Below are 18,141 nucleotides of genomic sequence, written 5' to 3' on the forward strand. Positions count from 1 at the left end.
AGCCGTCGTCGAGATCCTCGGGCGCGCTGATCTCCTCCGGCGCGGGCGCCTCGTCGATCCCTTCCGGGGCGCGCCGTGCGCGCAGCCGGTCGGTGGCCCGGCGCAGCATCTCGGCCGCCTGCGCCGCGAGCCGCGCCAGGAACCGCAGCACGATCTTGGTCTGCTCGGTCAGGAAGGCGAGTACCGCGCCCATGCGACCTCCGGAACCGCCGGCGTCCGCATCCCGCCCGTCGGGGTCACGGTCGGCGTCCTCGGCCGGAGTTCCGAGATCCTCCAGCCGGTCGGCGAGCCCTTCGATGCCCTCCACGGCGCGGTCCGCGACCGCCGTGAGGACCTTGCCCGCGATCACGGGGAGCATGCGCCGGGCGGCGTCGGCCATCATCTTTCCGGTCATGTCACGGGCGGTCGGGCGCGTGGTGGTGCTCGTGTCTGTCATCGGACCCGACGCTAGGGTCCCGCCTCCGTCGGCACACTCCGCCGTACACAGTCACATTGCGCCCCATCTGCTATCCGACGGGGGGACGCCCGGCCCGCCACCGCACGGCGGCGGGTCCGATGCGCGTCTGCCGGACCGGTCAGGTACTGACCGCGCACTGTCCGCGGTCGACCCACGTCGGGCCGGCCGCGCTCGGGCGGACGTCGATCTCGAACATCGCGGTCGGGACGTAGAGCGTCGCGCACGAGTTCGGGACGTCGACGACCCCGGACATCCGGCCCTCGACCGGCGCCGCGCCGAGCATCAGGTAGGCCTGCTCCTTGGTCCACCCGAACTTCGAGAAGTACTCGATCGCGTTCAGGCAGGCGTTCTGATACGCGAGCGTGGTGTCGAGGTAGTGCTGCGATCCGTCCCGCGGGTCGACGCTGAAGCCGACGAACGTCAGGAACTCGGAGTAGTGCGGTTCGACGTTCCCGGGCATGAAGATCGGGTTCGTGGAGACGCCGTAGGTCTCCATGCCACCCTTGATCACCTCGACGTGCAGGTCGATGTAGCCACCCATCTCGATCGCGCCGCAGAAGGTGATCTCACCGTCGCCCTGGGAGAAGTGCAGGTCGCCGAGGGAGAGCTTCGCCCCGTCGACGAACACCGGGTAGAAGATCCGGCTGCCCTTGGACAGGTTCTTGATGTCCTGGTTGCCGCCGTTGTCCCGGGGCGGTGCGGTGCGGCACGCCTCGGCCGCGGCGCTGGTGAAGGCGTCTCCGGTGAGGCTGCCCAGGAGGGCGTTGTGCGGTTCCGGCGGGAGCGCGAGCGGCGGCACCCGGTCGGGGTCGGTGGCGATGAGCGCGGCCTCGCGGGCGTTCCAGGTCTGCAGCAGGCCCGCGCTCGGGGCGGTGCCCATGAGGCCGGGATGGATGATGCCGGTGAACTCGACGCCCGGGACGTGGCGGCTGGTCGCCTTCTGCCCGGTGAAGTCCCAGATCGCCTTGTACGAGTCGGGGAACCAGTCGGTGAGGAACCCGCCGCCGTTGGTCTTCGCGAACAGCCCGGTGTAGCCCCAGCCCTGACCGGCGACGGGGCCCGTCTCCTGTGGCACCGGCCCGACGTCGAGGATGTCGACGACCAGCAGGTCGCCCGGCTGGGCGCCCTCCACGGCGAACGGACCGGAGAGCATGTGGACCGTCGACAGGTCGCAGTCGCGGACGTCGTTCGCGTCGTCGGTGTTGACGATGGCGCCGTCGAACCACTCCTTCGACTCGACCCGGAAGCTGTCCCCGGGCTTCACCGTGGCGACGGCGGGGATGTCGGGGTGCCAACGGTTGTGCCCGACGAGATCCTGCTCGCGGAAGGGCTTGGACTGATCCACACCGAAGATGACGTCGGGCACGGGTGAGCTCCTTCGGCGCGGGGGTGGTCGGCGCTACGGGCGTGGCAAGCGGCCGTGTCGGGGGTCGGTCGTCGTCGGGCGGGGTGGCGGTGCCCCGGGCGCGCGCCCGGACGGGATCGCGTGCACGACGTCGGGGGCATGGGCCGAGCGTTCGTGGGCAGCCGCGATCCGGTGGGCGTCACCGCCGGTGTTGAGGCCGGGCGCGGTGATCCCGCGCGGGGCGTCGCCGCCGCAGTCCGGACAGGTCGTGGAGTCGGTGAGCGCGCTCATCGCGAGGCGCGCGTCGAACGGTCCGCAGGCCGGGCAGCGGAACGCGTAGGTCGGCACGGCTCCCCCCTCCGGAACACGGGCTCGTCGAAGGGAAGCACGCCCGGGAACGTCCATCAATCGGCCACCCGCCCCCGTCACGAGACAGTTACCCGGGCGAACCCGGTCGCCTCGGGCCGGCAAGACATGAGCGGGACACCGCGAGCCGTTCAGCCGTAGGCCGCGTCGAAGAAGGCCGCCTCCAGCGCCACCGCACGCTCGAAGGCCTCGGCCATCCGCGCGCGGCCGCCCGGCCCGACCTCGTCACCGACCCGGTCGGTCTCCGCCCGCAGCGTCGCCACCCACGCGGTGAACGCGGGGCCGCGGTGCAGGTCGATCCACTCGGCGTGCATCCGGTCGGGAGGCGTCGGTGCGTCCCGGGCGGCCCAGTCGGCGTAGAGCCACTCGGCGACGAGGAGGACCGAGAGCACCACCCCGTAGTCGCCGGCGAGGCGTGCCCCGTCCATCAGCTCCCGGAAGCCGCGCGTGGGCGGGAGCAGCGCGGGCGACCGGCGGGCGGAGCCGGTCACCCCGAGCCGGTCGAGGGCCCGGTCGAAGAAGTCGTTCTCGTCGCCGGCCACCAGCCCGAGCTGGCGTGCCAGGACCATGCGGGGCGCGGGGAGGTCGGCGGTCGCCACCGCCGCGCCCAGCAGGGCCACGAAGCCGTCGAGGAACTGCAGATCCTGGGTGAGGTAGCGGGCCAGGACCGCGTCGTCGACGGTGCCCGCCCACAGCTCGTCGACGAACCGGTGGCCGACGGCCGCGTCCCAGGTCTCGGCGTTCGCCGCGCGGAGATCCTCGGAGAAGGGCACGCGTTCCTCTCGACGATGTGGAGCTGCTGACGTTCAGCGTCAGCGGTGCCGCATCGCTGACACCTCTCGAGGGAGCGCGACCGGGATGGCTCGGAGCTGCGGAACCGGGATCAGCGGTCGAACGTGTCGGGGTCGGGCCCGACACGCTGCCCCTTCTCCAACCCGGCGACGGCGGACATCTCGTCGTCGGTCAGCGAGAAGTCGAAGATCTCGAAGTTCTCCCGGATGCGCTCCGGGGTCACCGACTTCGGGAAGACGATGTTGCCGAGCTGGACGTGCCAGCGCAGCGTCACCTGCGCGGCGGTCTTCCCGTGCGCCGCGGCGATCTTGCCGAGCACCGGCTCGTCGAGCACGCCCTTGCCCTGGCCGATCGGGCTCCAGGCCTCGGTGGCGATGCCGTGCCGCTCGTCGTAGTCGCGCATGGCCTGCTGCTGCATGTGCGGGTGGATCTCGATCTGGTTCACCGCGGGGACCGTCGAGGTCTCCTGCGCGAGCCGGTCGAGGTGGTGGGACTGGAAGTTCGAGACGCCGATGGACCGGGTCTTCCCGTCCTTCGCCGCCTGCTCGAAGCCCTTCCACGTCGGCACGTAGAGGTCCTTGCCCGGAAGCGGCCAGTGGACGAGGTAGAGGTCCACGTAGTCGAGGCCGAGCTTGGTGAGGCTCTCGTCGAGGGCGCGCTGCGCGTCGTCCTGCCCGTGGTTGGCGTTGTTGCACTTCGTGGTGACGAAGAGCTCGTCGCGCGCCAGGCCCGACGTCGCGATGGCCTCGCCGACCTCGGCCTCGTTGCCGTACATCTGGGCCGTGTCGATGTGGCGGTAGCCGATCTCCAGAGCGGTCCCCACGGTCTTCGCCGTGTCCTGCCGGTCGATCTGGAACACACCGAACCCGAGCTGCGGGATGGTGGCTCCGCTGTTGAGCTTGATGCCGGGAACGTTGTTGCTCATGCGAAACGGCTACCCGGGCCGTCGAACGCTCAACCTGTGGCGCCGACGACCCGGGCCCGTCATCACGCCGTCGCGAAGGCGCCGAGCGTCTGGTTGGGCTTCACGCCCGAGAAGGTCCGGAACCAGGTCCGGTAGTAGGCGATCTCCTCGTCGCTGCGCAGGTCCCAGCCGTCCTCGACGACGGGTGCCTCGGCCCCCTGCGCGCCCTCCTTGGCCTTCTCCTTCTCGACGAGCTCGGCGAGCACCTCGCCCGCGCCCGAGCCGTCGCCGAACTGCTCCTTGCCGCGCCAGAGGATGTCGTCGAGGACCATGTCCTGGAACGCCTCCCGCAGCAGCTGCTTCTCGGTGCGGCCCTCGCCCATGAGCTTCCACTCGGCGGGGATGGCGAGCATCTCCTCCATCACCGTGGCGTCGAGGAACGGCACGCGCGCCTCGAGGCCGTAGTTCATGGTGGTGCGGTCGCAGCGCTGCAGGTTGAGCTCGTGCAGCGTCTCGATGGAGCGCACCAGCTCCGCCTGCAGGGCGTCCGGCGTCGAGAAGGCCGGGTCCTCGTGGACGTAGCTGTAGCCGGCGAAGAGCTCGTCGGCGCCCTCGCCGGTGAGCACCACCTTGACGTGCTTCACGGCCTCGCGCGCCAGCAGCAGGTTCGGCACCGCCGAGCGCACCAGGGCCGGGTCGAAGTGCTCGATGACCGTCACGGCCTCGTCGAGGGCCTCCTCGAGGTCCTCCGCCGTCGGGATGATCTCGTGGTGCTCGGTGCCGAGATACTCGGCGACCGCCCGCGCGGCGAGCAGGTCGGCACTGCCCTCGGTGCCCACGGCGAACGTCGGGAGCCGCTCGCCCTTGGCGTCGGCGACCTTCGCCGCCACGGCGGCGACGATCGCGGAGTCGAGGCCGCCGGAGAGGAAGACCCCGACGGGGACGTCGCTCATCATGTGACGGCGTACCGAGTCGGACAGCACCATCCGCACCTGCGAGAGCACGGCCTCGTCCCAGGACTTGTCCGGGGCGTAGCGCGCCGGGCGGACCTGCACCGGCACGGCGTCGGCGAAACGGACCATGGAGCCGTCGGCGACGTGGGCCATCCCCGTCGCTCCGCTCGCCCCGGCAGCCCCCGGGAGGCCCGGGCTCCAGACGTATCCGGGAGGGAACGCCTCGACCTTCGGCTGGTCCTCCTCGTCGAAGGCGCGCAGCTCGCTGGCGAAGAGGGTGACACCGCCCAGGCGCGCCCAGTACAGCGGCTTGATGCCGATGGGGTCGCGCGCCACGACGCCGTGACCGTCGGTGTGGGCCATCGCGAGCGCGAACATGCCGCGCACCTCGTACAGCGCCGCCGAGCCGTCGCGCAGCACCAGGCGGAACGCGGACTCGGTGTCGGAGTCGGTCGCGAACCGGACCTCGGAGAGCGTGTCCCGGATGTCCTCGTGGTTGTAGATCTCCCCGTTGCCGACGACGTACGCCGACTCGGTCTCGTCCGCGATCGGCTGCTTGCCCCCGGTCACGTCCATGATCGAGAGACGCTGGTGGCCGAGCCACGCCCTCTCGAGCTGGACCCGACCCGAGTCGTCAGGTCCGCGGTGGTTGATGCGCGCGAGCATGCGCTCGCACTTGTCCGGGTCGATGTCACCGTAAGCAGCGACGATTCCGCACACGTGTGGTCACACTTCCTTCGTCAGGGTGCCTTATCAGACAACCACGACGTGCTGTGCACTCGCATCGGATCGGGGCGCTCGTCACGGCTCGTTAACGGTCCAGAGGTCGATCACGATGGCACGTCACCGCCAGGCGAAGACCGGTTGCTCCAGACCGTCCACCCGGGTCGGCCGAGCGCGCAGCGCGACCTCGCGGAACTGCAGCAGGACCGCCGCCGTCGGCGCGTGCACCCGGTGTCCGACGATCGGTAGCTGGATCACCGGGCGGTCCGACTCCGGGATCTCGAGGTAGTACGGCTCGACGTCGAGCTCGTCGAGCGTGACGTGGAAGATCTGCTCCACCTCGTCCGGCGACGGCGTCAGCTCTTCCAGCCGCGCATCGACCGTCATCACGACCGGGGTGATGACGAAGCCCGAGCGCGTCGGGTAGTCGTCGAGGATCCCCGCCACGCAGTCGGCGCCGAGCGCCAGGCCGAGCTCCTCGTCCAGCTCGCGGCGGGCCGCGGTGACCGTGTCCTCGCCGGGGTCCACGGAGCCACCGGGGAGCGCGAACTGGCCGGGGTGGTCACGCAGCTGGGAGGTCCGGCGCGTGAGCAGCACGCCGGGGCCCCGGGCGGGGTCGGAGAGGACGACGACGGCGACCGCGGCGCGCCGGGGCGGGCGCGCGGTGCCGTCCCGCCCACGGACGGGCGGGAGGTCCTCGGGGTCCACGTCCCGGCGGTGACCCGCGGAGAACGCGGCGACCCGCGCGGCGATCGTGGGGAGGTCCGGCTGGGTCCCGATGGTCGAGCTCCGCTCCGCTTGGTCTCCGGTTCCGATGGTCGAGCTCCGCTCGGCTCCCTCCGAGGGGGAGCTCACCCCCAGAAGATGCCGGTCGGGTCCGCGTCGACGATGTCGAGCAGCGGAGCGGGCGACGCGGCCTTCGACTCGTCGGGGTACCGGTGCCACCGACCGCCGGAGTCGGGCCAGAGCAGCACCCATTGCTGATCGGGCGCGTCGTAGCGCAGCTGCGCGATCGGCGCGGTCGACCACTCCGTCGCCAGCTCGGGGAATACGGGGGCCCGCCGGCAGGAGAGCGTGATGCGCCCTGCCCGCTCGGTGTAGGAGATCTGCACGCTGTCGCGCTGGGACGCGGGCACGCGGTCCGCGCACCACCGTCGGACGATCGCCCGATGTTCGTCCGTCACGTGCATGTCGCTCACTGTGACACGACGGCTCCCGACGCGGGAGGTCTGTCCGGCCCCCGTCACCCCCGCCACCACCGGCGGGGCGGGCGACCCGCCCCGGGCCCTCGGTGGGCGGAGTGCCAGCATCCGGGGGGACGGACGCCGCCGCGCGGGCGCGGGCGAGGAGGGAGCCACCGGCGATGGGGACGACCACCGCGACGACGGGCACACGCCCGGGGCGGCGCGTCACGACCGCGATGTGCGCGGGCCTCGTGCTCGCCGGCGGGATCCTGCTCTCGGCCTGCGGCGGCGGGGACGCCACCGTGCCCGCGCCGCCCTCCTCGGCCCCCGCCTCGCCCCCGCCGACCGTGGACGCTGCGTCGAAGCCCTACTGCGATGCGGTCGCCCGGGCGCAGGCCCAGCAGGCCTCGCCGCAGGCCGGCCAGGGCGGTGTGACGGCGGCGAGCGCGGCGGCGCGCAAGCAGGTCGCCGACCTCGTGGCGAGCGCGCCGCCCGAGCTCACCGGGGACTGGCAGACCGTCCAGCGGCTCACCGAGCAGGCGCTGGGGTCCATCGCCGGCACCAAGGGCGACCCGAAGAAGATCGACCGCGACGAGCTCGCGAAGCTCGAGCAGCAGTCCCAGCCGGCCGTCGCACACATCAAGACGGTGACCGAGCAGCGCTGCCACGTGGTGTTCCGTCCGGCGGGCTGACCCCCGCTACGGTCGGAGCCATGAGCGATGTGAGCCGTTTCGGCGTCGTCGAGCCCGCGGACCTCCCCGACGACCTGCGCGAGCGGGTCGGCGCGATCGCCGAGAAGTCCGGCTTCGTCCCCAACATCTTCCGTGCGCTGGGACGGCGGCCGCGGGAGCTGCGGGCGTTCCTCGACTATCACGACGCCCTGATGGACTCGAACGACGGACTCTCGAAGGCCGAGCGCGAGCTCGTCGTCGTCGCGACCTCCGGGGCGAACCACTGCACCTACTGCATCGTCGCCCACGGGGCCATCCTGCGGGTCCGCAGCAAGGACCCGGAGCTGGCCGACCACGTCGGGACCAATCCCTACGGTGCCGAGCTCACCGGGCGGCACCGCGCGATCGTCGACCTCGCGCTGGCCCTCGCCGTCGACTCCGCGTCGTTCACCGAGGACGACATCGACGGCGCCCGCGAGGCGGGCCTGTCCGACGACGAGATCTGGGACGTCGGGTCGATCACGGCCCTGTTCGCGATGTCCAACCGGCTCGCGCACCTGACGGCTCTGCGTCCGAACGCGGAGTTCTTCAGCATGGGACGGTGACCGGGGCGAGCGCAGCGGCGCCCAGCGGGTAACCGACCGCCATGGCATCGACATCAGTGGCAGTGCTCGGCACCGGGATCATGGGCGCGGGGATGGCCCGCAGCCTGCTCCGGGAGGGCCTCGAGGTCACCGTCTGGAACCGCAGCCCCGAGAAGGCGAAGCCGTTGGGCGACGACGGCGCCAGGGTCGCGGCGAGCGCCGCCGAGGCGGTCACCGGAGCCGACGTCGTCGTCACCATGCTCTTCGACATCGAGCCCGTGCTCTCGGTCATGGCCGACGCCGTCGGGTCGATGCGCGACGGCGCGGTGTGGATGCAGGCGAGCACCGTCGGCGTCGAGGGGACCCGGCGGGTCGAGGCGTTCGCCGCCGAGCACGGGATCGACGTCCTCGACGCCCCGGTGCTCGGCACGAAGGCGCCCGCCGAGAACGGGAAGCTGGTGATCCTCGCGTCCGGCCCGGCCGCCCTGCAGGAGCGGGTGCAGCCCGCCCTCGACGCGATGAGCACCCGGACCCAGTGGGTGAGCGGGACCCTCGGTGACGCCAGCAAGCTCAAGCTCGCGGTGAACGCCTGGATCGGGGTGATGGTGAACGGCACCGCGCAGTCGGTGGCCCTGGCGCGCGGGCTCGGTCTGGATGCCCAGCAGTTCCTCGACGCGGTGTCGGGTCAGGCCGTCGACTCGCCGTACGTGCAGCTCAAGGGGAAGGCGATGCTCGAGGGCGACTTCACGCCGTCGTTCGAGCTCGACGGCGTCGTCAAGGACATGAACCTCATCCGGGACGCCATGGCCGAGGCGGGCACCGACACCACGCTGGCCGACGCGATCGCCGACCGGCTCGCGGTGGCCAGCTCCGCAGGCCACGGCGAGGAGGACATGTCCGCGGTGGTGCACGCGTACCGGACCTGACCGACCCCGGACGCACCGGAGGGGAACCCCCGGCCGCACGGAGCGACCGGGGGTTCCCCTCGGGTGGAGCGGGTCAGGAGTTCTTGGCCGCCTTCGCGAGCCCGAGCGCGTAGTCGGGCATGAAGTCCCCGGCGCTCGGGGAACCACGGCAATCGCCGTCGGAGTCGCCCGGTTCCTTGATCCAGAGGTACGCGGCGACGCGGGAGTCACCGGTCTTCCGGGTCGGCGGGGTCCCCAGCGCACGTCCCGGAGGATTGCACCAGGTCGGCTGCTGAGGCCCGCTGTAGGACCCGTTGCCGTTCCGACTGGTGTCGATGACGAACTTCTTGCCACCGATCTCGTCGGAGACCTTCTTGCCGTAGGCCTCGACGGCGTCGTTGGTCTGGAAGTTCGAGACGTTGAGCGCGAACCCGGCCGCCTGGTCGACCCCGGACTTCCGCAGCCCGTCGGCGAGCTGGCCGGTGTCGGTGACGAAGCCCGGGTTGCCTGCGTCGATGTAGACCTCGGCCCCCGCGCCGCTCAGCGTCTTCACCGCGCTCGAGAGCAGGGCCTCCCGGCCGCCCTGCTCGCCCTCGCACTTCGAGAGCGTCTGGGCGAGTGCGTCCGGCTCGAGGATGACTACGGACTTGGCGCCGCCGATCCCGTCGGCCATCTGCTGGACGAAGCCGCGGTACGAGTCGTCGTCCTGGGCGCCGCCCGAGGAGTACTGACCGCAGTCACGGTTCGGGATGTTGTAGGCGACGAGCACCGGGGTCCGTCCCGCGGCCTTGGCCTGCGACACGATGCCCTTGGTCTCGTCGGTGGTGTTGCCCTCGCTGCCGATCCAGTGCGCCACCGGCTGGCGGGCGATCTTCTCCAGCTCTGCCGCATCTCCGGTGCGACCGTCCTTGCGCCACTGCTCGACCTGCTTGGCCGCCGTCGAGCCCGGGTCCACCCAGAACTCCGACGCCGCGGCAGGCACGATCGTCGCGGGTGCCTGACCCTGCTGTTCGGGCGAGGCGCCCGAGCATCCGGCCAGTGTCAGCGCCGCCATCGCGGCGAGCGCCGCCGAGGCGATCCGCCTCCGTCGTGCCGACATCCTTCCGAGCCACCCCCGGTGTCCTTCGCGACCGTTCCCGACGGGACCGGTCTCGTCGCTGGTAAGAGTCCCATCCCGGTCGATGTGACCCGTTCGCACCCCGGTTCTCACGGAGGTCTCACGGCCCGATCCGGGCTCCCGGTGGCCTGCGACCACCACGTGGACGTTCGCACGAGCGGGTCCGACGGATCGCTCCGAGGCCGCTCGTTCCACGGACGGGTCAGCTCACCTCGGTCTGCTCCGGCTCGCGCGTGGAGCGCCGGGCGGCGCTGCGCCCCGCCGCGACCGCGGGCGCGACCGCCGCCAGCGCGACGACACGGACCGCGACCGTCGAGGCGTGCAGCGAGCGCTCCGCGGTGGTCATCCCATCGCTCTCGCCGTCCGGGGCCGGCCGGTCGCCGGCGGCCAGGGCGTTCTCCCCGACCGGGGCCGGGGCCGGGGTGGGAGTCGGGGTCGGCCGCGGGCGTGCGGTCGGCGTCGGGAAGGGCCGGCCGGCGGCCGGGATCCCCGCCGAGGGCGACGGCTGTGCTGCGCCGTCGGCGGGCACCGTGCCGTTGGCGGGCACGGTCCCATTGGCCGGAGCCGTGCCGTTGGCCGGTGCGGTGCCGTTCGCGGGCGCGGTCCCGTTGAGCGGGACCATCCCGTTGGCGGGCGCCGGTGCCGTCCCGTTGGCCGGCACCGCGGCGTCGGCGGCCGCGGGTGCAGCCGCGTCCGCGGGCGCGGTCCCGTCGGCCGGAGCCGTGCCGTCCGCCGGCACCGTGCCGTCGGCCGGGCGGCCGCTCGCCGCCGTCCGGGAGCGACGCTCCAGGGGCGCGATCTGGTTGCGATGGACCGCCGCGGCCGGAGCCGCCTGCTCCGGGCGCCCCTCCGGCGGCGTCGCCGGACGATCGGGCGTCGCCGGACGATCGGGCGCCGCGTCGGGGCGCGGCCGGGGTCGGGCGTCGGGACGCGGTGCCGGACGACCGTTCTCGACGGGCCGGACGGGCTGATCGGGGCGACCGGGCTGGGCCGGACGAGGGCCCTCAGCGGGGCGACCGGGCTCGCCGGGACGCGGGGCCTCGAGGGGACGCCCGGGCTCGCCGGCGTTCTCGGACGGCACCGGACGACCCGCGTCGGCGGCCGGGCGCTCGACGGCCGGTCCGGGCGGCGGTCCGGCAGGCGTCTGCCCGCGGCCGGGGCCGGCCGGCTGGGGACGGGGCGGCGTGCCCGGACGGGGTCCCGGGCTGGGCCGCTTCGTCGGCGACGGGACCGCTGCCGCGGGACGGACTCCGGGCTGGCCGGCGGGAGGCTGACCCACGCCGGGCTGCACCGGGCCGGGCTGGCCGGCAGGAGGCTGACCCGGGCCGGGCTGCACGGGGCCGGGCTGCACGGGGCCGGGCTGGCCCACGGGCGGCTGTGCCGGACCGGACGGGGCCGGCTGACCGTTGGCCGCCGCGACCGACGGACCCGGCGGGGTCCCGGGGGCGCCCGGTTGCGGCCGGAACTCGCCGCGCGGAGGTGAGGGACGCGGGCGCAGGCCGTTCGCGCGGGGGCCGGGGCTCGGCGCACCCTGTCGGCGGACCTCGGTCTCCGCGGCGCCGTCCTCGGCCCGCACCCAGCCCGCGGGCAGGGACCGGTAACGATCACCCGAGCCGACGTCGCGGGGCCCGCGGGCAGGCCCGTCGGGGTGACCGGGACCAGCGGCCCGCACGGTCTCCGTCGGGCGGGCGTCGTGCCCGTTGACCGCGACGGTCGCGGGGGCGGGGTGGCCGACCCCGGTGCGGACCCAGCCGTCGGGCAGAGCGTCGGCCAGCGGCGAGCGGAACGGCGCGGACGCAGGCCCCTCGGCGATCATCGCGTCGAGCGCGGCGCGCTGGAGGGACTCGGTCGTGATGCCGGTCCGGCCGCCGGAGGTGCGCGGCTCGGCCGTGATCACCGGCTGCCGGCCGACGACCCGCTCGATGATCCACAGGGCCGGCGGCGCGAGGCAGGCGAGCAGCGCGACCGCGGGCCACAGCAGCACGGCCGGGCTCGCGTAGCCCATGACGATCGAGGTGACGATGGCCGCGACCAGCACCAGCCCCCACTGCAGGTGGCGGCGGAAGGTCAGGATGTGGTCGGCGCTGGAGGACAGGCCCTTCGGTGTCACGACGAACTTCGCGGGCAGCCGCAGCAGCGTGGCGACCAGCGACGCCGCGAAGATCGGCGACGCGAAGATCGACATCAGCATGCCCTTGACGCCCGAGGAGCCCTCGGCCTCGTAGGGACTGACGTTGTAGCGCCGGTTGCGCAGGTAGACCCAGAGCTGGAAGGCCGTCGCGTCGATGTAGAGCGCCAGCCACAGCTGGACCGGGACGACGACGCCCTGGACGCCGAGGGCGAGGAAGAGCACCGCGTTGACCGCGCCGAGGATCCAACCGATCGCCATCGACGGGTAGAACGTCGTGATCAGGCAGTAGTGCAGCGCGCGGCCCGGGGAGAGCATCGGCAGGCGCTTCCAGAACTCGGTGAGCAGCACCTCGAACGTGCCCCGCGACCACCGCATCTGCTGGCTGAAGAAGTCGCCCCACGAGGACGGGCCCTCGCCGACCGCGAGGACGTCCGGGGTGTAGACGGACTTCCAGCGGGCCTTGGTCTCCGGGTTGCGGCGGGCGTGAAACTTCAGCCCGGTCGCCATGTCCTCGGTGACCGAGTCCGACAGACCGCCGATACCCTTGAGGGCACTGATGCGCAGGGCGTTGTTCGTCCCGACCAGCATCGCGGCGTTGTAGCGGTTCGCGGCCCGCTGGATGAGCGAGTGGAACGGGAACTGCTGGGACTCGGCGGCCCGCGTCACGAACGTCTCGTCGTTGGCGTAGCACTGCGGACCGACGACGAAGGCGACGTCCGGGTCCCGGAAGTAGCCGAGAATGCGTTCGGCGTAGTTCGGGAGCGGAACGTGATCCGGGTCGACCGACAGGAAAATCTCGTAGGAATCCCCGTGCTCGGCGACCCACGCGTTGTAGTTCCCGTGCTTGGTCTTCGCCTTGAACGGGCCCTTCTTGCGGTTGTAGTCGTCGACACCCTTGCGGGTGAAGTGGTTGACCCCCAGCTCGCGACACATCGCCCGGACGGCGGGGTCGTCACCCTCGTCGAGGATCCAGACGTCGAGGATCCCCTGGTAGCGGATGCGCAGCGCCGCCTGCAGGGTGCCGCGGACGACGTCGATCGGCTCCTTGCTCGGGACGATCGTGGTGAGGAAGGCGATCCGCTGGTTCGACTGAGGGGGGACCGGGACCGGGTCGCGCGAGATCACCGAGGCCAGTGACAGCGAGAAGACGTTGATGAGCCGCAGGAGCTCCATCAGGGCGATCGAGCCGATGACCACCCAGTTCGCGTACTGCGCGATCGGGAGGCCCGTCACCGCGGGGCGGTGCGCCGGGTGGAGCAGCCAGGTGAAGAACAGCGCTTCGAAGACGAAGTTCAGTGCCGCGATGGCGAGCGAGCGCCAGACGCGTCCGCGTCCGTGCACCGCGTCGACCCCGCGGTAGGACACCCGGTAGTCGTGACCGTCGCCGTCCAGCTCGCGGACCGGGCCGGCCAGCTGCGAGAACTCCTGGATGCGACGACCGACGACGAGTTCGTTCTCGTCGACCTCGTCAGCAGGTCTCTCGGCAAGAAGCGTCATCGGGCCGTTTCGTCTCGATGGCAGGAGGTCGTACGGGTCACTCCCGTGCGTCCCCTCGTCGTCGTGGCGTCGTCCCCCGTCCCCGTGATGTACGGGCACAGAGCCGAGCGCCGTCCTCCCGTCGGTGTCCTGGTCGTGATGTCGTCGTGATCGTCCGTCGGTGTTCCCCGGCGTCGTCGCGACGGTTGAACGGTACGGGCATCACTGACCGTGCTCATGCAGGGGGACGGTCGGGAGCACTCCGACGTTGCTCCCGTTCCGGAAATCAGGGCGGGACGGTTGTCACACGGACGTGGCGGGCTCTTCCGGGCCCCGGACTGCTCACAGCTGGTGATCAGCAGCGTGCGCGGACCCGGAGCGGCAGGTCGTGTCGCTCGACCGTCAGCGCCCCGCCGATCGCGGAGCCCGTCATGAACGTGCAGCGGGGCTGACGGCGTCGGTCGGTGGGCGAGCCGGGGTTGAGCAGCCGCAGCCCGCGCGGCGTCGTGGAGTCCCAGGGCACGTGGCTGTGGCCGAACACCAGGACGTCGACGGGGTCGTCCGAGTCCGGCCCGAACCACGCGTCGCAACGCCGGTCGCGTCCCCGCGCGTCGCCGGTCTCGTGGACGACGGCGAGCCGCAGGCCACCGACCTCGGTCCGGGCCACCTCGGGCAGGCGGGCCCGGAGCGCCTCGCCGTCGTTGTTGCCCCAGCACGCGACGAGCGTCGCGGCCCGGGCCTCGAGCGTGTCGAGGACCTCGGGGGCGACCCAGTCGCCGGCGTGCACGACGACGTCCGCGGCGTCGACCGCCGCCCAGACCGGAGCCGGGATCTCCCGGGCGCGGGCGGGCAGGTGGGTGTCGGACATGAGGACGAGTCGGAGGCCGTCGTCGGAGGTCACGGCGGTCAGCTCCGTCCCGCGCGCGCGTGCGAGGCCACGAGCGCGTGCAGCGCGACGAACGCGACCGGGGTGTAGAGCGCGACCACGAACGCCGGGCCCTCGGTGACCAGCCAGGTCCGGGTGCCGTCGCCGTCGGCCTCGACACCGTGGTGGAGCACCAGCCCGACCGGACCCACCCGGACCCGCCACGACCACGTGCGGGCGGCCTCGTCCACGGCGAGCACCTCGAAGGGGACCCGCACCACCCCCACCGCCCGGACGGTCCCCGCCAGCCCCGGCTCCAGGCGGCGACGCGGCGCGGTCACGCCGGTGATCTGGGGCGCCCAGCCGGGCCACCGGTCGAGGTCGGCGTAGCGCTCCCAGGCCTCGTCGGGAGCGACGGGCCCGCGGGCGGAGACGGCGGTGCGCACAGGGTCGGGAGTACCCGTCGCTCGCGACTCGACGCATGACCGGCGCGATCGGTACAGTGTCGTACCAATCGAGCAGGAGGTGGACCATGGCGGTGCGCGCCACGATGCGCTGGGCGGCCACGCACGGGCTGATGCGGGCGGCGATCCGGCGCGAGGCGCGCCACGGCAACCCGGACGCCGCGCTGCTGCTCGACCCCGATCTGCAGGGCGATCCCTTCGCCCACTACGAACGGCTGCGCGAGAACCGGCCGTTCGCCCGCGGGGCGTTCTCGCGCGTCAGCGTGCACCACGACGTCTGCACCGAGGTGCTGCGCAGCGAGGACTTCGGCGTGGCCGACCGGGACGCGGCGATGCCCGCCGCGGTGCGGCTCGCCCTGCGCCTCGCCGGCCCGCCCCCGTACCCCGGCCCGATCGACCCGCCCTCGATGCTCGCCGTCGACGCCCCGGACCACACCCGCTACCGCCGCCTGGTGACGCGCGCCTTCACCGCGCGGCGGGTCGCGGCGCTGCGGGGGCGCACCGAGGAGATCGCGGCCGACCTGCTCGACTCCCTGCCGACCCGGGACGGGACACCGGTCGACCTCGTGACGCGCTACGCGAGCCTGCTCCCGGTCACCGTGATCTCCGAGATGCTCGGCGTGCCCACGACGATGCGCGAACAGTTCCTCGCCTGGGGCGACGGCGCCGCGGCGTCACTCGACCTCGGTCTCCCGCGCGACCGCTGGTCGCTCGTGCAGACGAACGTCGCCGCCCTGCACGGGTGGATGAGCGAGCACCTGCGCCGGTTGCGTGCCGACCCCGGCGACGACCTGCTCTCCCAGCTGGTCACGGTCGCCGACGACGACGGGACCGGGCTGACCGAGCACGAACTGGTCTCCACGGCGCTGCTCGTGCTCGCCGCGGGCTTCGAGACGACGGTGAACCTCGTCGCCAACGGCACCCGGTTGCTCTTCGACCACCCCGACCAGCGCGACCGCCTCGCCGCGGACCCGTCCCTGTGGCCGACCGCCGTCGACGAGGTGCTCCGGGTGGAGTCGCCGGTGTCCCGCACGGCGCGCCGGGCCCGGCGGGACACGGAGGTTGCGGGCCGCGAGATCCCCGAGGGCGCGCTGGTCGTGACGATCCTGGCGGGCGCGAACCGCGACCCGGACGTGTTCACCGACCCGGACGTGTTCGACGTCGGCCGCCCGAACGCCCGCGAGCACGTGGCCTTCTCCAGCGGCATCCACTTCTGCCTCGGGGCGGCGCTCGCCCGGATGGAGGGCGAGGTCGCGCTCCGGGCGCTGTTCGAGCGCTACCCGGACCTCGCCCCCGCCGGGGAGGCGCGCCGCAGGCCGACGCGCATCCTGCGCGGCTACGAGGCGATGCCGGTCTCCACCGGACCGGCGCGCCGCGAGGCCGCCGCCTCCAACGTCGGCTGATCTCAGACGCTGATCGGCAGGCCGAGCAGCGCGATCGCGGCGGCGGTCAGCACCGTCGTGCTGGGACGCCCCGGCGGCTCGGCGACGAGCCTCATCAGGCCCGCGCGGACGAGACGCCGCCCGGCGAACTGGTCGGAGCAGGGCTGACCGTCGATCAGCAGGGCGCCACCCGGATCGCTGCTCACGGTGGCGCGGCCCGCCGCGACGGCGAGGAGGACGGCGCGGTCGCGCGGGGAGACCGCCGGGCGGGCCTCCGGTGACCGGCGCGGTCGCGGGAGTGGACGGGACGGCACTGCGGGGTCGGCAGAGATGGTCATCGACGTGCTCCTCGAGGTCACCGACCAGAGTGGTCAGCGCGCTGGGCCGAACGGGTCATCTGAGTCATCGGTATCCGCCCGAATCTGTTACCAGAATCACGGAGGGTCGTGCCGATCCGGTCCACCCACGGCATCTCGGGGTGTCTGGGGTCGTATCGGCGCTGTCCTAGACGGTCATAGACGAGGGGATGCGCCGCGCGACGACCCCGGTGCACCGTCGCGTGGCTCGGGGTGGAGTTCAGGGTCCGACCCGGAGGTCCGACGAGTTCCGCGGCGGCAGGCTGGGCCCATGACCGACCAGGAGCGGCCCGAGCAGGCCCCCACCCCGTCCCCCACCACCGATGGTCCGGGCTCCGCCCCGGCCGAGACCGTCGCGCCGTCCGCCTCCGCGGAGAACGCCGCCGAGCCGCAGGACGCGCCGTCCTCGCCGTCGGGACCCGCGGGGTCCACCGCCCGGCCGGGCGATCTGCCGCCCTCACCCGCCGACCTCCCGGTCGACCACGACGACCGCGAGCACGTCGTCGGGCTGCTCCAGGCAGCGGTGTCGCGCGGCCTGCTCGACACCCTCGAGTTCGACCGTCGGTCGGGACTCGCCACGACCGCGAGGACCCGCCGCGACCTCAACGGGCTGGTCGTCGACCTGCCCCTCGAGCACCCGGACCGGGCCCGGGCCCGGACCGCCGCCGAGTCGCGCCCCCGCACCGCGAGCGCGCCGGCCGACGACACCCGCACCGCCTACGCGGCGGGGGACACGAGCGGCACCGTCGCCCTGCACGCCACCCTGGGTTCGATCAAGCGCTCCGGGCCGTGGGCGGTCCCGCGACGGCTGGAGATCGAGGGGTGGATGGGCTCGGCGGAGCTCGACCTGACCGAGGCGGTCATCGACCACGAGGTCGTCGAGATCGACGTCGACATGACGATGGGCTCGGTCGAGCTGCGTCTGCCCGACACCGCGAGTGCCTCCCTCGACGCCGTCAGCGCGACGGCGGGCAGCGTCGAGGACAAGCGTCGCAACGGCCGGGCGACCGGCCGGCCGCACGTCGTCGTGACCGGGAAGGTCGCGTTCGGCTCCGTCGAGGTGAAAGGGCCGAAGTGGTGGAAGAACTGAGCGAACACGCCTGACCCGGCGATCAGGTGAAGGCGCCGTAGCCGGTGATCTCCCGGCCCACGATCAACGTCTGCATCGTCTCGGTGCCCTCGAAGGTGTGCACCGACTCGATGTCGGCCATGTGCCGCATCACGTGGTTGTCGAGCAGGATGCCATTGCCGCCGAGCAGGTCGCGGGCCTCGGCGAGGATCCAGCGGGCCTTGCGCGTGTTGTTCATCTTGGCGAGCCCGGCGATGGTGGGACCCGCTCGGCCGTCCTGAGCGAGGTGCGCGATCTGCATGCAGTAGAGCTGCATGCCGGTCAGCTCCGCCAGCATCCGGACGAGGCGCTCCTGGACGATCTGGAAGCTCGCGAGCGGCCGGCCGAACTGGTGGCG

Annotated in this window: 19 protein-coding genes; 5 read left to right on the forward strand and 14 right to left on the reverse strand. The window is 72.9% G+C overall.

The window, feature by feature from the left end; translation table 11 throughout:
• The 8 genes from VGI02_RS26235 to VGI02_RS26270 form a co-directional block, all read right to left on the reverse strand.
• On the reverse strand, positions 1–436 hold a 436-nt coding region (locus VGI02_RS26235; protein ID WP_331632521.1), incomplete at its 3' end, for a hypothetical protein.
• Between the two features lie 139 nt (positions 437–575).
• Complete coding sequence (gene fmdA, locus VGI02_RS26240; protein WP_331632523.1) at positions 576–1,823, reverse strand: formamidase; 1,248 nt, start codon at positions 1,821–1,823, stop codon at positions 576–578.
• 33 nt (positions 1,824–1,856) lie between these two features.
• Positions 1,857–2,150 carry an FmdB family zinc ribbon protein gene (locus tag VGI02_RS26245; protein ID WP_331632525.1) on the reverse strand — a complete coding sequence of 98 codons (294 nt, stop codon included), beginning with the start codon at positions 2,148–2,150 and terminating at the stop codon, positions 1,857–1,859.
• A gap of 149 nt (positions 2,151–2,299) precedes the next feature.
• A complete protein-coding gene (locus tag VGI02_RS26250) occupies positions 2,300–2,941 on the reverse strand; it encodes a TenA family protein (RefSeq protein ID WP_331632527.1) in 642 nt (213 codons plus the stop codon).
• A 110-nt stretch (positions 2,942–3,051) separates the two neighbouring features.
• A complete protein-coding gene (locus VGI02_RS26255) occupies positions 3,052–3,885 on the reverse strand; it encodes an aldo/keto reductase (RefSeq protein ID WP_331632529.1) in 834 nt (277 codons plus the stop codon).
• A gap of 62 nt (positions 3,886–3,947) precedes the next feature.
• The gene (gene asnB / locus VGI02_RS26260) at positions 3,948–5,537 is read right to left on the reverse strand and encodes an asparagine synthase (glutamine-hydrolyzing) (RefSeq protein WP_331632531.1); all 1,590 of its coding nucleotides are present in this window, start codon (positions 5,535–5,537) and stop codon (positions 3,948–3,950) included.
• A gap of 123 nt (positions 5,538–5,660) precedes the next feature.
• Complete coding sequence (locus VGI02_RS26265) at positions 5,661–6,395, reverse strand: NUDIX hydrolase (RefSeq protein WP_331632533.1); 735 nt, start codon at positions 6,393–6,395, stop codon at positions 5,661–5,663.
• The gene (locus VGI02_RS26270; protein ID WP_331632535.1) at positions 6,392–6,730 is read right to left on the reverse strand and encodes a DUF3024 domain-containing protein; all 339 of its coding nucleotides are present in this window, start codon (positions 6,728–6,730) and stop codon (positions 6,392–6,394) included. The genes VGI02_RS26265 and VGI02_RS26270 overlap by 4 nt, the downstream gene beginning before the upstream one ends.
• 173 nt (positions 6,731–6,903) lie before the next feature.
• Here VGI02_RS26270 and VGI02_RS26275 point away from each other — a divergent pair, with 173 nt between their 5' ends.
• The 3 genes from VGI02_RS26275 to VGI02_RS26285 are packed head-to-tail and all read left to right on the forward strand — an operon-like array spanning position 6,904 to position 8,905.
• Positions 6,904–7,416 (forward strand): hypothetical protein, encoded by a 513-nt coding sequence (locus VGI02_RS26275; RefSeq protein ID WP_331632537.1) that lies wholly within the window; start codon positions 6,904–6,906, stop codon positions 7,414–7,416.
• A gap of 20 nt (positions 7,417–7,436) precedes the next feature.
• Positions 7,437–8,000: a peroxidase-related enzyme gene (locus VGI02_RS26280; RefSeq protein WP_331632538.1), complete on the forward strand. Its 564-nt coding sequence runs from the start codon at positions 7,437–7,439 to the stop codon at positions 7,998–8,000.
• Between the two features lie 41 nt (positions 8,001–8,041).
• Positions 8,042–8,905, forward strand: a complete 864-nt coding sequence (locus tag VGI02_RS26285; protein ID WP_331632540.1) for an NAD(P)-dependent oxidoreductase — start codon at positions 8,042–8,044, stop codon at positions 8,903–8,905.
• Between the two features lie 73 nt (positions 8,906–8,978).
• Here VGI02_RS26285 and VGI02_RS26290 read toward each other — a convergent pair whose 3' ends face one another.
• The 4 genes from VGI02_RS26290 to VGI02_RS26305 all read right to left on the reverse strand — a co-directional run bounded on the left by VGI02_RS26290 (position 8,979) and on the right by VGI02_RS26305 (position 14,919).
• Positions 8,979–9,983, reverse strand: a complete 1,005-nt coding sequence (locus VGI02_RS26290) for a glycoside hydrolase family 6 protein (RefSeq protein WP_331632542.1) — start codon at positions 9,981–9,983, stop codon at positions 8,979–8,981.
• Between the two features lie 220 nt (positions 9,984–10,203).
• Positions 10,204–13,629, reverse strand: a complete 3,426-nt coding sequence (locus VGI02_RS26295; protein WP_331632544.1) for a glycosyltransferase family 2 protein — start codon at positions 13,627–13,629, stop codon at positions 10,204–10,206.
• 334 nt (positions 13,630–13,963) lie between these two features.
• Positions 13,964–14,476: a metallophosphoesterase family protein gene (locus VGI02_RS26300; RefSeq protein ID WP_331632555.1), complete on the reverse strand. Its 513-nt coding sequence runs from the start codon at positions 14,474–14,476 to the stop codon at positions 13,964–13,966.
• Positions 14,477–14,514: 38 nt separating this feature from the next.
• Positions 14,515–14,919, reverse strand: coding sequence for an SRPBCC family protein (locus VGI02_RS26305; RefSeq protein ID WP_331632546.1), 405 nt, complete (start codon positions 14,917–14,919; stop codon positions 14,515–14,517).
• 86 nt (positions 14,920–15,005) lie between these two features.
• Between VGI02_RS26305 and VGI02_RS26310 the strand changes: the two genes are divergently transcribed.
• Entirely contained in the window at positions 15,006–16,340 is a 1,335-nt protein-coding gene (locus VGI02_RS26310; protein ID WP_331632548.1) for a cytochrome P450, read from the forward strand.
• A gap of 2 nt (positions 16,341–16,342) precedes the next feature.
• On the opposite strand, the gene VGI02_RS26315 is transcribed toward VGI02_RS26310, so the two are convergent.
• A complete protein-coding gene (locus VGI02_RS26315) occupies positions 16,343–16,657 on the reverse strand; it encodes a hypothetical protein (RefSeq protein WP_331632550.1) in 315 nt (104 codons plus the stop codon).
• A gap of 289 nt (positions 16,658–16,946) precedes the next feature.
• Between VGI02_RS26315 and VGI02_RS26320 the strand changes: the two genes are divergently transcribed.
• Positions 16,947–17,765 carry a DUF1707 SHOCT-like domain-containing protein gene (locus VGI02_RS26320; protein ID WP_331632552.1) on the forward strand — a complete coding sequence of 273 codons (819 nt, stop codon included), beginning with the start codon at positions 16,947–16,949 and terminating at the stop codon, positions 17,763–17,765.
• Between the two features lie 22 nt (positions 17,766–17,787).
• On the opposite strand, the gene VGI02_RS26325 is transcribed toward VGI02_RS26320, so the two are convergent.
• The coding region (locus VGI02_RS26325; RefSeq protein ID WP_331632554.1) for an acyl-CoA dehydrogenase family protein at positions 17,788–18,141 on the reverse strand (354 nt) is incomplete at its 5' end.

The organism is Actinomycetospora sp. (assembly GCF_036497245.1).
GTDB lineage: Bacteria > Actinomycetota > Actinomycetes > Mycobacteriales > Pseudonocardiaceae > Actinomycetospora.